The organism is Winogradskyella marina (genome assembly GCF_015645385.1).
Lineage (GTDB): Bacteria > Bacteroidota > Bacteroidia > Flavobacteriales > Flavobacteriaceae > Winogradskyella > Winogradskyella marina.
Genome location: NZ_JADOET010000002.1, coordinates 267815 through 284213, shown reverse-complemented (window position 1 = coordinate 284213; position 16399 = coordinate 267815). Strand labels below are relative to the sequence as shown.

The following is a 16399-nucleotide window of genomic DNA, read 5'->3' as shown; positions in this document are numbered from 1 at the left end:
CCAATTAATATTTGTTTTACGTTCAAATATCTAATTTATAACTGTACCTATAAAGAACCTTTGTATAAATGACTTAAAATAGTGTACTAATAGTCGTATTTTGGATATACTATGTATTTTTCTACAATTCGAATGGAATACACCTCTCAATACAATGCCTAAGCAATTAAAATATAAACACCTATATTGAATGTGATTGTTACAGACAACAACCCTAAGTCCATTATCGGTTTAGAATAGAATATTACCAACTTTAGTGAAGATGTTTTGGTTTCTACACAGTGTATACAAACGTAAAACGTTAATGCCTACCGGTAATATAATTTGGTGAGTGATGATTTTTTAGATATAAAAAAGGCAAAGGGCTTCCTTGTCTAAAATTAAGATTCATTCTAATTTCCTTTACTATTTATTTAAAATTTTCGCCTTATTGTATTCATAATTCATACGTGGGATATTTAAAACCGAAATATCTTCGGGGCATTCCACTTGGCAAGCTTCAGTATTGGTACAATGTCCAAAGCCTTCTTCTTCCATTTGATTTACTATGGCAACCACACGCTTACTAGTTTCTGTTTGTCCTTGTGGTAACAATTCTAATTGGGTAATTTTAGCACTGGTAAACAAGGCTGCACTTGCATTTTTACAACTTGCCACACAAGCGCCACAACCAATACAAGCGGCAGCATCAAAGGCTGCTTCAGCGACTTCATGAGCTATAGGAATGCTGTTTGCTTCTGGTGCCTGACCTGTATCTACGGACACATAACCCCCTGAAGTGATAATATGATCTAAAGACGAACGGTTTACTTTTAAATCTCTTACAATAGGAAAGGCAGCAGCTCTAAACGGTTCAATATAAATGGTATCACCATCCTTAAAGGAACGCATATGAAGTTGGCAAGTAGTCAGGTTTTTTATAGGACCATGGGCAATTCCGTTAATCATCATACCGCATTGTCCACAAATACCTTCGCGACAATCATGGTCAAATTCTACAGGGTAGTCTCCCTTTTTAACCAATTTTAAGTTTAAGGTATCTAACATTTCTAAAAAAGACAATTCTTGGTCTACATCCTCTAAGGTATATGCCTTAAATTCCCCTTTGCTTTGGCTATCTTTTTGCCGCCATATTTTTAAGTGTAGTTTCATTCTCTTTTATTTATAGCTTCTAACGGAAGGTTGAACTGTTTCAAAAGTCAACTTTTCTTTATTCAGTATTGGGGTTGAAGGATTCTGGTTCCACTCCCAAGCCGAGGAATAACAAAAATTAGTATCGTCTCGTTTGGCTTCACCTTCTTCCGTTTGGTGTTCTGTTCTAAAATGTGCACCACAGGATTCTTCGCGTTGTAAAGCATCCACACACATGAGTTCGGCTAATTCTAAATAATCTGCTACACGTCCTGATTTTTCTAATTCACTATTCACTTCCGAAGTCTTACCTGGCACAATTAAATCGGTTTTAAATGCTTCTCGTAATTTCTGAATATTTTTTATGGCTTGTTCTAAGCCCGCTTTAGACCGAGACAAACCACATTTATCATACAATTCAGCTCCTAATAACTTATTGAATTCTTCCGCTGTTCTAGTACCTTTGGTGCTTAGAAACCCTTCCATCTGTTTTATTACTGCTGCTTCAGCTTTTTCAAACTCAGGATGATTGATGTCTGTTTTTGGATTTTTAATTTCGTCTGCTAAGAAATTTTGTAATGTATAAGGCAGCACAAAATAGCCATCCACACAGGCTTGTAATAAGGAATTCGCGCCTAATCGATTGGCTCCATGGTCTGAAAAATTAGCTTCGCCTATGGCAAAGAGTCCGGGAATGGTGGTCATCAATTCATAATCGACCCAGAGGCCACCCATAGAAAAGTGGGCTGCTGGTGAAATTTTCATCGGTTCTAAATAGGCATCAATTCCTGTTATTTTTTTATACATTTTGAATAAGTTGCCGTAACGTTCGGCAATAATATCCTTTCCATATTCTTTTATCGCTCTAGAAAAATCGAGATATACGGCGTTTTTTAAAGGTCCAACGCCTTTACCTAAATCAATTTGTTCTTTAGCAGAACGCGAAGCGATATCACGCGGTGCGAGGTTTCCAAAGGCAGGATATTTGCGTTCTAAATAATAGTCGCGATCCGCTTCAGGAATGTCGTTTGCTTTTCGAGTGTCGGTTTTATCTTTTGGTACCCAGATTCTACCATCATTCCGAAGGGATTCTGACATTAAGGTTAATTTCGATTGGTAAGCACCACTTTGTGGTAGGCATGTTGGGTGAATTTGTGTCCAGCTTGGATTCGCCATAAAGGCTCCTTTTTTATGGGCGCGCCAAATAGCAGAAGCATTACAACCCATGGCTAACGTGGATAAGTAATATATTTTTCCAAAACCACCTGTAGCCAACACTACGGCATGCGCTCCATGACGTTCTATCTTTCCAGTATCTAAATTTCTGGCGATGATGCCTTTTGCTTTACCATCAATAAGTACTAAATCTAGCATTTCGTGTCTGGCGTATAAGTTTACTTTTCCGGTGTTGACTTGCCGCATTAAAGCCTGATAAGAGCCTAATAATAATTGTTGTCCGGTTTGCCCACGTGCGTAAAATGTTCGGGATACTTGTACACCACCAAAAGAACGGTTTCTGAGATAGCCTCCGTATTCCCTTGCAAAAGGGACGCCTTGTGCTGTAGCTTGGTCTATTAAATTAGCTGAACACTCTGCTAGTCGATAGGTATTAGCTTCGCGAGAGCGAAAATCACCGCCTTTCAACGTATCATAAAACATACGATATACACTGTCACCATCGTTTTTATAATTTTTTGCAGCATTAACGCCACCTTGTGCTGCAACGGAATGTGCTCGTCTAGGGGAATCTTGAAAGCAGAAGCTCTTCACATTATATCCCATTTCTGCAAGTGAAGCCGCTGCAGAAGCGCCTGCTAAACCTGTGCCAACGACAATAACTTCGAGCTTTTTTCGGTTATTTGGACTTACCAATTTGGCGTATTTCTTATAGTTACTCCACTTTTCGCTAAGTGGTCCTTCTGGTATTTCGGATTTTAAAACGTGTTCCATGGTTTAGCGATTTAAATAAATAAAAATGGGAATGATAATGTAACCTATGGTCATAATCACCGTGTAAATGATTCCTAAGTACTTTACAATTTTGGAATATAAAGGATGGTAAAGTCCTAAGGTTCTGTGTGCACTAAAGACACCATGCAACAGATGGTAACCCAGTGCAATGATGGCAATAACATACAATATTACATACCATAATTGGTCAAAGGCTTCCACCACCAACGTGTATAAGTCTTTGTTGCCGTTGGCATCTAAGGGCATTTCCCCGAATTTAAATTGGTACCAAAAGTCTTTAAAGTGAATCACTAAAAAGAGGAAGACAATGCTTCCTAAGAACATCATATTTCGTGCATACCATTTGCTGGCGCGTCCTCTTTTATCTTTAGCATAGCCAGCACCTTGGGCTTTTTTGCTTTTTATGGTGAGGTAAATGGCATCTATGGTATGTAACAATATACAGAGGTAAAGCACCATCGCGATGATCTTAATAAAGATATTATCTGCCAATAAACGGCTGTACCAATTGTATTGTAATTGTGCTTCGGCTTCAGGGAGTAAGAGTTGAAGGTTCCCTACTAAATGAATGATGAGGAAAAAAGAAAGAAACAGGCCTGTTAATGCCATTAAATTCTTTCGGGTTAATGCATTTTTAAGGTACCACATGTTTCGATTTTTGATGATGTTTCTATGGCTTTGCTCTGGACGTCTAAGATAATAAAAACGAGGGTAATAATGGGGGAATTATGCCTTTTAATTCCTTGTTTGGCTGTTATAATATTTCCTTAAAGAGATTCTGAATTCACCTTAAAGCCTAAGGCCTATATTGTGGCTTTAGCGTTTCACATGGCGTACCTAAAGGCACGCTGGAATAACCCGATTTGCTACCCCTATTATGCTACCCGTATATTGTACCTAACGGCACAGATCTACCTATATATTGTACCTCACGGCACAAGACCAACTGTTACCATCTTTTCATTACCCATATTTTGGGCCTAGCGGTACAAGCTTCGTTTTTACCCAACTAATAATGGAATGCTACTTTGATGACTCCTATTTGAGTTGGGGATTCCATAGGGCATACACGAACTATATACGGATATAACACGGGTTTAATACGCTATAGATACGCTATACCTATTGCGTACTTGACTAATAATGACTACTTTAGTAGTATTATGGCGCGGCAGAAAGGTTTATTTAAAATAACAGGTACTTTGGGTGCTGTTAATTTTTATGTTGTTAAGGGTGTTGGCTATGCTCGTAAAGCTGGTGGTGGCTTTAATGGCAACGCGATACGAACGCAGCCCAATATGCAACGTGTACGCGAGAATGCTAGTGAATTTGGACATTGCAGTCAGGTGAAAAAAGCATTTCGATTGGCTTTATCTCCATTTTTATCAGACATTAAAGGTCGGGCATTGCACACTAGATTGATGCAATTATTTTTAGGTATTAAAGCTTTAGATGGTGTTTCTGAACGTGGTCAACGTCGGGTAACACATGGTTTACAGACTGCAAAGGGCAAGCGTTTATTGTCGCGGTTTGTGTTTACACCTCGGCATCAACTCTTAGATGCGTTGTCTGATCGTGCTACTTTTGACTGGAGTTCACAGCAATTCACTGTTAGTGATTTTAATTTTGGTGTCTTTAAGTCTCCTAAATCAGCAACACATATTGGTGTTACGTTAGGAGTTTTGGACTTTGATTTTGATGGTTTATCGTCAACCCTTTCGGTTTCACCTACTCAATTATTGGAGGTTGGAACGGCTTCTGCTTCATTTACACTTGTCCCTGATACCATGATCTCAACGGAGTATACTGGGATTGCGATTTTGGGACTCCGTTTTTGTGAGGTGGTGGATGGTGAGGTTTATGGGTTGAATGGTGGGATTGGATGTTGTGTTTTGGGGTGTGAGGTATGAGGGATTAGGAATTAGGAATTAGGAATTAGGGATTAGGGATAAGTTATATAAAGGTTTCTTGTTTTAGGGAATCTTTGCCCAAATCATGAACGATGCTGCTAAAATGACATTGGAAATATTTATTGAAAAGTGACCAGCTGATTTTTGGCCAATCATTAGGATCTGTACACATATCGAATAGTTCGTTTTCGAAAATGTCTTTCCAGTAGTCTTGTAATGCTTCTTTTGGTTCTTCGAAATATAATTCTGACTCTAAGAGGTAGCTATTGTGCTCTACTGTGTCTTCTGGCTTTAGTGGCTCGTCGGATGGAAATACTGAGTTTATCCAATCGTAAAATGGTTGCTTTCCTTCAATTAAAACTATTGTTCTGTTAAGGTTTGGAAATGTGTTCATTTATTTAGGTGTTTCATGGTTTTATCTATCTCTTTGATGGCTTCCACAAATTGACGACTGGCCAAATCGTAGTTTCTTGCAAAATTACATAGAGTTTCGCAGAGAGAAAAATAGATACTAATTGGCACTAATAATAATCATAAAAGCGTACATAAACATTTACCTTAAGGGAAGTACAATTAGAGATATTTATAAGTCTTCAAATTTTTGTTTCATGGTTGGGTTGCCACGCGTCAATTTTTTAATAGTTAAATCTTCGGCTTTGTTGTTTGCTAAACGCAGGTTATTTACTGAGGATAGTAAATTATCTTTGGTTTTTTGCAGGTGGTTCATGGTTTTATCAATCTCTTTGATAGCTTCCCCAAATTGACGACTGGCTAAATCGTAGTTTCTTGCAAAACCGGTTTTAAAATCGTTTATTTTTTCTTCAAAATTAGTGATGTCCACATTTTGATTCCGCATGAGTGTTAGTTCGGCTTTGTACTGTAAGGATTTCATGCCTGCATTACGCAGCAAGGATATAATAGGGATAAAAAACTGCGGACGTACCACGTACATTTTGTCGTATTTGTAAGAGACGTCTACAATCCCTGTGTTGTAAAATTCGTTATCGGCTTCTAATAAGGATACCAATACGGCATATTCGCAGCCTTTTGCTTTTCGGTCTTTGTCTAGTTTGGCAAAGAAGTCTTCGTTTTTCTTTTTAGTCGCGGTTTGGTCGTTTTCGTTTTTCATTTCGAACATAATAGAAATGACTTCGTTGCCATTAACATCTTGTTCTTTGTAAATATAATCGCCTTTGGTACCGCCAGAGGCATCGTTATCTTTTTCGAAATAGGCATTTTGAAAGGCGGTTGCTCGTAATTTATTGAATTCGGTTTCGCAGTGCTGCTCTAGCGTTTCGCCAATCATTTTGGTGGATAGCTTCTGCTTGTAATCTTTAAGGCGCTCTATTTCCTCTTCTTTTAGTTTTAAGGCTTCGTCTTTGTGTTCTAATTTATTTTTGAACTGTTCTACTAAAGACTTTTCTAAAAGTTCTTTTTCGGTGTCTTTACTCTTTAAATCGTTTTTGAGCTGGTCTCTTTCTTTTTCTACCTCTCTAACGGCTGTAGACAGTTCTAATGTTTTTTGGATGTTGGTGTTTTCTATTTTAGCTTCTAAGGCTTTTATTTCGGCTTCTTTTTTAGATAATGCTTCGGCCGCATCCTTAACTGCATTAGATAATTCTAATGATTTTTGAGTTTCTGAATTTTGGATTTTAGATTGTAAGTCTTGAATGAATTTCTCTTTTTTAGAGACCTCATCGACTAATTGCGCCTTACTTTTGTGGGTTAACTCTTCTATTTCGCGTTGTTTTTGAGCTAATTGCCCTTGGAACTCATTTTTTAGTTCTGCAGCTTTTAATTGAATGGCTGCTTGCTTTTCTCTTTGAGCGACTTCTAAACGGTTGTTAACCTCCTCTTGAAATTGTTGGTCGCGCACTTGTTTTACAATGTCTGTATACACCGAATCGTCTACTTTGAAAACTTCTTTACAGTTGGGACATTTTACCTCAGCGTTTTTACTCATAATGTTTATTTTATAATTCCTTATTGAAGGGGGTATTAGGTTTGTGATGCTTTTGCATATTAATAAATTTTATTCAATTTAATACCTCTATTTTACATTTCTTCTGGTATTATTTTTGATGCTCATACTTTGCCTTTTGCAGCCAAAACATAGTATACTAACATATCAATAATTATTAATCTGCTCTTACATAATAGAGAAAAACATAAAGATTATAGTAAAGTTAAGGGTACACTTTGGACATTTGTGAATATGACTAGCGTGATGTGTAAAGTAATATATCTTAACCCTCTTATTTTATGATATCATTGTTTGCGGTATTCTATTTTCTTCATCAAACTCAACAATTTTTTGCCGCATTACTTGATTGCTATTAAAATGTCTAGAGATATCCATAGTTTTAGTGGTAAACTCTGCTTCATTATAATAATATATTTTTATTGATTTACAGTTGTCATGCTCAAAAACCTCGTTAAGTAATAATCTATCTGACAAACCACATGAGTGACCATAAATAATAACTTGATATTCTTCAGTATTTAAAAACCTTAAAAGGTCACGGTACTCGTATGCTTTATTATACTTAAACGATTTTATATTTTCAAAAAAACGATTATCATTTAATTCTTCAATGCCTTTGTAATCTTTATCCATTTCATCACCATAACCGAATACAATTTCTTCTCTATCTATATCGCCATGAATGTGAGATATGAAAGCGTCTATCTCATGACCATATTTTTTAAAGTAATCATCTGGTAAGGTTAAAAGAATATTTGAAAGTGTTTTGGTATAATTAAAATTTAAAAAATAATATCTATTTGATTTAATTGTGTGTTCTTTTATTGGATAAATAACATCACCAGGAACAATTGGACTTATAAATTGGTCAATATATTTCTGACTTACAGTTTTCTCTGTTGTTTTAGATATATCTAATTGACTTAAATAGTCTTTTAATAATTTAGTTAAGCAAACTATATCTTTATTAAGACTATCTATCGATACTTTGTCTTTACTTTTAAACGCCTTTTTTAATAATTTAAAATAAACTCCTTCTATGTCAACCCAACCCTTTATGGATTCTTCTAAAACTGCTTTAAGTAAATCAGATTTAATTGTCAATTTATACTGGCTTGAGCTATTATTTATAAACTTTCTTATTTTTTCATAAGTGATATTGTTCTTTTTAAAATTCTCAATAAGATTATTATTATCGATTGATTTTACACTGTGAGAATAAGTGATTAGTAAATCGGTGTTATAATAATATTCATGATTGCCAGAATCATTTATTATAGTATTTTGAACTTCTAAAGCTTTAACGATAAAGTTTGTGAAATACCAAAATAAAAAATCTTCATATGTAGTTTTTAAACCTAATGCTCTATCAAAACCATTACCTACTAGAAATAACTTATTTATAGTTTTTATACTTGCCATATTTTAACTGTTCTCTGCAATTTCATCCTCAGTTAACCCATACAACCCATACACCATTTGGTCAATTGCTGCATCGATTTGGTTAAGGTTGGCACTTCTACTGGTTGAGACTTCTCGACTGCGCTCGAAGTGACAGCTTCTGCAAATTGTTTCACTATCAGTTTAAGTTGCTGTTTTAATACAGATACCTGATATAGTGCCATTAGTAACTTTGGTTTATTGAAATCTTAAAAATAGGAATAACTATTGTTATTTGATTACTGATTTCCGTAATTACTTTTTGGGGTACTTTATTTTTATGGAAAAAAGGCCTTTTACACTTTTTTAGTGTAAGAGTTTTTTTGTGTTTTAAAGGTTTTGATAGAAAATATAATATCTTGGCAGTAGAAACAAATGACATTAACACTAGCTACACATGAAAGCGACTATTTCACAACCTAAACACAGCACCTTAGTTCCTATACTAATTATTGCTGGCTTATTCTTTATTTTTGGTTTTGTCACATGGATTAATGGTGCTTTAATCCCTTTTATGAAAACCATAAACGAGTTAACAGATGCACAGTCTTATTTGGTGGCATCGGCATCTTATATATCGTTTGTAGTGATGGCCTTGCCAGCATCTTATATTATAAATAAAATAGGATTTAAAAAAGGTATGTCTTTAGGCTTAGCCATTATGGCTATTGGTGCTTTGGTTTTTATTCCTGCGGCAAATGCCAGAACTTATTGGATGTTTTTAGCTGGAATTTTTATTCAAGGGATGGGAATGACCTTATTACAAACAGCCTCTAACCCATACATTACGATACTTGGCCCAATAGAAAGTGCCGCAAAGCGTATTGCTATTATGGGTATTGCGAATAAAGTCGCAGGCGCCCTTGGTTCGGTTATTTTTGGTGCCATTTTATTGTCGGGAATCGACGATATGAAAGCCCAATTAAGCACTGTAGATGTCGCCGAAAAAGCAAGTATCTTAAACACCATGGCAGATAGTGTTATCACACCATACATTATTATGGCTGTTGTGTTATTTATACTTGGTATTTTAATACGAAAAGCTCCGTTACCAAATGTAGAACCCGAACCTATTGCGATTCCAAAAGATGGTGAAAAATCTAAAACCTCTATTTTTCAATTCCCGCATTTATGGTTGGGGGTATTAGCGTTATTTCTTTATGTTGGTGTTGAGGTTATCGCTGGAGATACTATTATAGCTTATGGGATAGCCTTAGATATTCCTGCTGAAACTGCTAAATTTTTCACCTTGTTTACCTTAATGGCTATGGTAGGCACATACGCCCTGGGTGTCTTTTTAATCCCAAAATATATAAGTCAGGCGTTGGCACTAAAACTAAGTGCTGTATTAGGCATTGTATTATCGTTTTGTATTGTATTTACCACTGGATTTACATCTGTTCTTTTTGTTTCGGCACTTGGAATCGCCAACGCTTTAGTTTGGCCTGCCATTTGGCCGTTAGCATTAACAGGCTTAGGAAAGTTTACAGAAACGGCTTCTGCCTTGTTGATTATGGCTATTTCAGGTGGTGCTATTCTGCCTCCTTTATATGGCGCTATTGTCGATCATAAAAAAGAGGAACTTATAACCAATGGAATTTTGGAAACATCTGCTTTAGCTGAAGCTTCATCTTTTGGCTATTGGGTCTTATTACCTTGTTATGTCGTTATTCTATATTATGCTTTTTATGGGCATAAGCTTGGTCTGAAGAAGAAATAGGATTGGTTTGGTGTGCTTGTTTTAGAACTGTGATTGCTTAGCTTTGGTTATCTACTTTTTAAAGGTGCAGGAGAATTTAATCTGACTTAGGAATAATAAGCCCTTCCTCATTACCCTTTTTTATAAGATATCAAATTTTATACAATCTGATTAATTACTTGTTTTATTTGTCTTTTATGATATGACAGCGTCTGTTTACCTTAGGTTTAGTGGGCTATTTATGTATTTTTGAGAGGAGTCGAAGTTTATTATACACGTATAAATCGACACTTTTTTAACATATAAAACCCACTAACATGTCAATAAAAAATTACCGTTATGTAGATTATCTATGGGACGACACTAAAGTAGAAAAGATAAAAAATGATGAAGTCGCACTATTCTTATATCGCTCTAACATCTTAGGTCGTGATCTAAGAATTACCAATTACGGAGGAGGAAATACAAGCTGCAAAACTATTGAGAAAGACCCTTTAACAAATAAAGATGTTGAAGTTATGTGGGTAAAAGGATCTGGAGGAGATATTGGCACTCTGACAAGAAGCGGAATCGCAGGCTTGTACACCGATCGCTTAAGAGATTTAAAAAAAGTATACAGAGGTGTTGCCTATGAAGACGAAATGGTGGCGCTTTTCAATCACTGTATTTTTGATTTGGATAGCAAAGCACCATCAATTGACACTCCGCTTCATGGATTGTTACCCTTTAAACATATTGATCATTTACATCCTGATGCTTTAATTGCCGTAGCTGCTGCAAAAGACAGTGAAAAAGTAACCAAAGAAATTTGGGGAGACACCATGGGTTGGGTGCCTTGGAAAAAACCAGGTTTTGAATTGGGTTTAATGCTCGAAAAATGTTTAGCAGACAACCCAGGCATTCGAGGTATTGTTTTAGGTTCCCATGGTTTATTCACTTGGGGAGATACCTCATACGAATGCTATATCAACAGTTTAGAAGTCATAGAGATGGCATCTGCTTATATCGAAAACAAAATTTCTGAAAATGGAGAGGTTTTTGGCGGCCAAACAGTTGAAAGTCTTCCCAAAGAAGAACGCCTAGAAAAAGCAGCTGTATTGGCACCAATACTGAGAGGCTTATGTGCCTCAGAAAACAGAATGATTGGCCATTTCACAGATGACGACAAAGTTTTAGATTTTATAAATAGTAAAGACCTACAGCGTTTGGCTCCAATGGGCACATCGTGTCCAGACCACTTCTTAAGAACCAAAATTCAACCATTAGTACTCAATTTAAGTCCTTCTGAAGATGTAAATAACACCGAACTCATTTTTGAAAAATTAGAGCCGGCATTTGATAACTACAGGAAGGAATATGAAGCTTATTACGAGACTTGTAAAAACGACACAAGTCCTGCAATACGAGATGCAAACCCAGTCATTATTTTGTATCCAGGCATTGGCATGTTCAGTTTTGCAAAAAATAAACAAACAGCTCGTGTCGCAAGTGAATTTTATATAAACGCCATTAACGTAATGCGTGGTGCTGAAGCCATTTCAGAATACACATCATTGCCTAGACAAGAAGCCTTTGATATTGAATATTGGTTATTGGAAGAAGCTAAACTACAACGCATGCCAAAAGAGCAATCATTGTCTAGAAAAGTAGCCTTAATTACAGGTGCTGGTGGAGGTATTGGTAAAGCTATTGCCGATAGGTTAGCAGCAGAAGGTGCCAATGTTGTACTTACAGATTTATCAGAAGACCGACTAAAAGAAGCCATCACAACCTATAAAAACGATACCGCAATTTATGTTCAAGGAGATGTCACAGACAGCAAATCTATCGCCAACACCTATAAGCAGGCTTGTTTAGCCTTTGGTGGTGTAGATATCGTAGTGCACAGTGCTGGTTTAGCGATTTCAAAACCATTAGAAGAAACCACGGATAAAGATTGGGATATTCTGCAAAATGTATTGGTTAAAGGTCAATTTGAATTAGCAAAACAAGCCGTTACAATTTTCAAAAAACAAAAATTAGGTGGCGATATTGTAAATATAGCGAGCAAAAACGGTCTCGTTTCAGGGCCTAACAATGTAGGTTATGGTACAGCAAAAGCGGCACAACAACACATGTCTAGATTATTAGCTGCTGAATTAGGAACCGATAAAATAAGGGTGAATGTTGTGAACCCAGATGGTGTTATTGTGGGTAGTAAAATATGGGAAGGCGAATGGGCAAAAGGACGCGCTGAAGCCTATGGCATTACAGTTGAAGAATTGCCTGCACATTATGCCAAAAGAAATTTGTTAAACGAAATAATTTATCCTGCTGATATTGCAAATGGCGTATTTTCTTTAGTTGCTATTTTAGATAAAAGCACAGGAAACATTATTAATGTTGACGGAGGCATGGCAAATGCCTTTGTACGATAATCAATCTTTGAAACTATAACTATGCAAATACATCAAGAAGAAATAGTAGCCTTAAATAAAGATTTATTAGTTGAACATAAGGAAAAGCTAACCCAATTATCTAGAAAACATAGCAACTTAGAAGATATTATAGATACCATTTCAAACTATAATATTGCCATACCAAGTTGGGCATTAGGAGCTGGAGGCACACGATTTGGAAAATTCGGATTTGGCGGAGAACCCAGTACTTTAGAACAAAAACTTGAAGACATTAGTGTTATTAATGCTTTAACCAAATCTGCAAATGCAGTGTCTTTACATATTCCTTGGGATATTCCTAAAAATACTAATGCCATTAAAGAAAAAGCAACACATTTAGGGCTTCATTTTGACGCCATGAATTCCAACACGTTTCAAGATCAAGACAACCAAGAATATAGTTATAAGTTTGGATCTTTATGTCATACAGACAAAAACGTGAGAGATCAAGCTGTGGCACACAATAAAGCCGTTATAGATTATGGAATTGCCTTAGGGTCAAAATCTTTGACGGTATGGTTGGCAGATGGATCTAATTTTCCTGGTCAGCTCAATTTTAGACGTGCTTTTGAAAATACCTTAGCAAGTTTAAAAGAAATTTATGCCCATTTACCAGCAGATTGGAAACTGTTTATAGAATACAAGCCTTACGAGCCAAATTTCTATTCTATGGTGATTCAAGACTGGGGAACGTCTCATATGTTGGCTAAAGATTTAGGTGAACAAGCCTATACTTTAGTGGACTTAGGACATCATTTACCAAACACAAATATTGAGCATATTGTTGCCACATTAATGACAAGAGGCATGTTAGGTGGTTTTCATTTTAATGATAGTAAATATGGCGATGATGATTTAAGTGTTGGCGTCATGAAACCCTATCAATTATTTCTAATATTCAATGAATTGGTTTTTGGAATGGAAAACAATCCTGCAAATAACCCAATTCCTGCGTGGATGATTGATGCAAGTCATAATTTAAAAGATCCTTTAGAGGATTTAATTCAGTCTATTGAAGCCATTGAAACAGCTTATGCAAAAGCTTTATTAATTGACCAAAAAGCACTTGAAGAAGCACAATTGAAAAATGATGTAGTAACGGCACAACGCATTTTACAAGACGCTTTTAACACGGATGTAAAAACAATTTTAGCCGAAGCCCGATTAAGAAATGACGGAGCCATCGATCCTATTTCAGCATATAGGTCGCTTGATGTTAGAAATGTATTGATTAAAGAAAGGGGAATGAATTCTAAAGCAACAGGTTTGTAAAAACACTATGAGTACTCCAATAAAACAAGAGGTTATAGCAATATTCGATATAGGAAAGACTAATAAAAAGTTTTTCCTATTCGATACTAACTATAACGAAGTCTATAAAGAGTACACGACCTTAGAAGAAATTGTTGATGAAGATGGGTTTCCAACGGAAGATATTCATGCGCTTCAAAAATGGATACAATTAGTATTTAAAAATATTTTAGATTCCAACACCTACACTATTACAGCTGTTAATTTTTCTACATATGGAGCAAGTCTTGTTCATTTAGATAAAAACGGAGATCTACTAACACCGCTTTATAATTATTTAAAGCCTATTCCATCAGATATTTTAGAACAGTTTAATAACACGCATGGAGATATTTCTACTGAAACGGGATCACCGCAATCTGGTATGCTAAATTCTGGAATGCAGTTATATTGGTTAAAATATAAGCAACCAGACGTATTCAAAAACATTTCGTATTCCTTGCACCTGCCACAATATCTTAGTTATATGTTTACAGGTGTTCCGCTTAGTGAATTTACCAGTATAGGTTGCCACACATCACTTTGGGATTATGGTAAAAAAGATTATCACAGTTGGGTTTATAACGAAGACATTGACCAAATACTTCCTCCGATTGTTTCAACAGAAACATGTATTTCTAAATATTATAATGGAAAACGCATAAAAATTGGAGTAGGTATTCATGATAGTTCTTCAGCACTCATACCCTATTTAAAGGGTTCTAAAAAACCTTTTGTGTTGGTTTCAACAGGCACTTGGAGTGTGTCACTAAATCCGTATTCCGACGTATCCTTAACTAACGAAGATCTTCAAAATGACACCATTAATTACATGAAAGTTAATGGCAAGCCTGTGAAATCGGCAAAATTATTACTAGGAAAAGAATACATACATCAAATTACACAATTAAGTCAATATTTTGACGTGCCATTAGACCGACACAAATCAGTAACATTTAATAGTCAAATTTTCAACAGATTATCATACAATTTCAGTCCATGTTTTAGGTGGAAATATTTGGCCAACACAGAAACACCAGAGAAAACGAACCTCAAACTTAACAATTATCAAGACGCTTATCATCAATTAATGATAGAGCTTATTGATGTACAACTACAAAGTATAAAAACCACATTAGGCACTAACAGTTCAATAAAACGATTGTATATTGATGGAGGGTTTAGCGATAATGACGTCTTTATAAAATTATTGACTCATCGTTTACGTAACCTGAAAGTGAGGTCGACCAGTTCTTCATTAGGTTCGGCGTTAGGAGCTGCTATAGTAATTATGGATGGAAAATTGGCTTCTAATTTTTTAAAAAAGAATTATGGCTTGAAAAAACATATACCCTTTATTCTAAAGTAAAACCTAATGACTTTGAAGATAAACACAAAATATCCGTCGGTTACTGATTTAAGATCAAGGGCGCAAAAAAAAATACCAAAATTTGCTTTTGAGTATTTAGATGGTGGCTGCAATGAAGATGTTAACTTACATCGGAATACCGCTGAGCTTAGAGACGTACAATTAAAACCTAATTATTTAAAAAATCATTCTGGCGCGTCTTTAAAAACAAATCTCTTTGGAATAGAATATAGCGCTCCTTTCGGCATTGCACCTGTTGGCCTTCAAGGCTTAATGTGGCCAAATTCCCCTGAAATATTAGCAAAAGCGGCATTTAACCACAACATCCCGTTTATTCTCAGTACAGTTACCACAACAAGTATTGAGCGTGCAAGTGAACTTACGGAAGGCAAAGCATGGTTTCAATTGTATCACCCAACAGAAGATCGATTGCGAGATGATATTATTAAACGCGCGGAAGCTGCACATTGCCCAGTGCTTGTTATTTTATGTGATGTTCCAACCTTTGGTTTTAGACCTCGTGATATCAGAAATGGCTTAGCTATGCCACCGAAAATGTCTGTTAAAAATATTTTGCAAATTTTAGGTAAACCGCATTGGGCATTAGAAACTTTAAAATATGGACAACCCAATTTTGAAACGTTAAAACCTTACATGCCAAAAGGCTTAGATTTAAGGCAACTTGGCAAGTTTATGGATCAAACCTTTAGTGGACGATTAAATGAAGAAAAAATCAAGCCTATTAGAGATATGTGGAAAGGAAAACTCGTTTTAAAAGGTGTCGCCTCTGAGCATGACACTGAAGAGGCCATACGCTTAGGCTTAGATGGCATTATAGTCTCCAATCATGGTGGACGCCAATTAGACGCAGGACAATCCACTATAAAACCGCTAAAAACCATTGCTCAAAAATATGGAGATAAGATTGAGGTTATGATGGACAGTGGACTTCGTTCTGGTCCAGATGTGGCTAGGTCTTTAGCATCGGGAGCCAAATTTACGTTTTTAGGACGTTCATTTATGTATGGTGTTTCGGCATTAGGAAAAAAGGGAGGAGACCATACTATATCTTTATTAAAAACGGAATTACAACAAGTCATGGAACAATTGAACTGTGAAAAAACAGAAGATTTTCCGAATTTTTTAATCAACCAATAACGTTTAATT

13 protein-coding genes are annotated in these 16399 nt (G+C 35.9%); 6 read left to right on the top strand and 7 right to left on the bottom strand.

Features of this window, described 5'->3' with window-relative positions; translation table 11 throughout:
- Nucleotides 1-405: 405 nt before the first annotated feature.
- Genes ITJ86_RS04395 through ITJ86_RS04385 form a run of 3 tightly spaced genes read right to left on the bottom strand, consistent with a single transcriptional unit; the run spans nt 406 to nt 3750 of the window.
- Entirely contained in the window at nt 406-1152 is a 747-nt protein-coding gene (locus ITJ86_RS04395; protein ID WP_195870395.1) for a succinate dehydrogenase/fumarate reductase iron-sulfur subunit, read from the bottom strand.
- A 6-nt stretch (nt 1153-1158) separates the two neighbouring features.
- Entirely contained in the window at nt 1159-3081 is a 1923-nt protein-coding gene (locus ITJ86_RS04390) for a fumarate reductase/succinate dehydrogenase flavoprotein subunit (RefSeq protein ID WP_195870394.1), read from the bottom strand.
- 3 nt (nt 3082-3084) lie between these two features.
- Nucleotides 3085-3750, bottom strand: coding sequence for a succinate dehydrogenase cytochrome b subunit (locus tag ITJ86_RS04385; protein ID WP_195870393.1), 666 nt, complete (start codon nt 3748-3750; stop codon nt 3085-3087).
- A 515-nt stretch (nt 3751-4265) separates the two neighbouring features.
- Here ITJ86_RS04385 and ITJ86_RS04380 point away from each other — a divergent pair.
- On the top strand, nt 4266-5012 hold the full coding sequence (locus ITJ86_RS04380) for a hypothetical protein (protein ID WP_195870392.1): 747 nt from the start codon (nt 4266-4268) through the stop codon (nt 5010-5012).
- Nucleotides 5013-5055: 43 nt separating this feature from the next.
- Here ITJ86_RS04380 and ITJ86_RS04375 read toward each other — a convergent pair whose 3' ends face one another.
- The 4 genes from ITJ86_RS04375 to ITJ86_RS04360 all read right to left on the bottom strand — a co-directional run bounded on the left by ITJ86_RS04375 (nt 5056) and on the right by ITJ86_RS04360 (nt 8621).
- On the bottom strand, nt 5056-5406 hold the full coding sequence (locus ITJ86_RS04375; RefSeq protein WP_195870391.1) for a hypothetical protein: 351 nt from the start codon (nt 5404-5406) through the stop codon (nt 5056-5058).
- 189 nt (nt 5407-5595) lie between these two features.
- A complete protein-coding gene (locus tag ITJ86_RS04370) occupies nt 5596-6975 on the bottom strand; it encodes a DUF2130 domain-containing protein (protein WP_195870390.1) in 1380 nt (459 codons plus the stop codon).
- A 297-nt stretch (nt 6976-7272) separates the two neighbouring features.
- Nucleotides 7273-8418, bottom strand: a complete 1146-nt coding sequence (locus ITJ86_RS04365) for an AbiH family protein (RefSeq protein WP_195870389.1) — start codon at nt 8416-8418, stop codon at nt 7273-7275.
- Nucleotides 8419-8450: 32 nt separating this feature from the next.
- Nucleotides 8451-8621: a hypothetical protein gene (locus ITJ86_RS04360; protein ID WP_195870388.1), complete on the bottom strand. Its 171-nt coding sequence runs from the start codon at nt 8619-8621 to the stop codon at nt 8451-8453.
- 212 nt (nt 8622-8833) lie between these two features.
- Here ITJ86_RS04360 and ITJ86_RS04355 point away from each other — a divergent pair, with 212 nt between their 5' ends.
- The 5 genes from ITJ86_RS04355 to ITJ86_RS04335 all read left to right on the top strand — a co-directional run bounded on the left by ITJ86_RS04355 (nt 8834) and on the right by ITJ86_RS04335 (nt 16390).
- A complete protein-coding gene (locus ITJ86_RS04355; RefSeq protein ID WP_195870387.1) occupies nt 8834-10156 on the top strand; it encodes a sugar MFS transporter in 1323 nt (440 codons plus the stop codon).
- Nucleotides 10157-10452: 296 nt separating this feature from the next.
- Nucleotides 10453-12552: a bifunctional aldolase/short-chain dehydrogenase gene (locus tag ITJ86_RS04350; RefSeq protein WP_195870386.1), complete on the top strand. Its 2100-nt coding sequence runs from the start codon at nt 10453-10455 to the stop codon at nt 12550-12552.
- Between the two features lie 21 nt (nt 12553-12573).
- Complete coding sequence (locus ITJ86_RS04345) at nt 12574-13845, top strand: sugar isomerase (RefSeq protein WP_195870385.1); 1272 nt, start codon at nt 12574-12576, stop codon at nt 13843-13845.
- A 7-nt stretch (nt 13846-13852) separates the two neighbouring features.
- Nucleotides 13853-15232 (top strand): FGGY-family carbohydrate kinase, encoded by a 1380-nt coding sequence (locus ITJ86_RS04340; protein WP_230080216.1) that lies wholly within the window; start codon nt 13853-13855, stop codon nt 15230-15232.
- A gap of 6 nt (nt 15233-15238) precedes the next feature.
- Nucleotides 15239-16390 (top strand): alpha-hydroxy acid oxidase, encoded by a 1152-nt coding sequence (locus ITJ86_RS04335; protein ID WP_195870384.1) that lies wholly within the window; start codon nt 15239-15241, stop codon nt 16388-16390.
- Nucleotides 16391-16399: the final 9 nt, after the last annotated feature.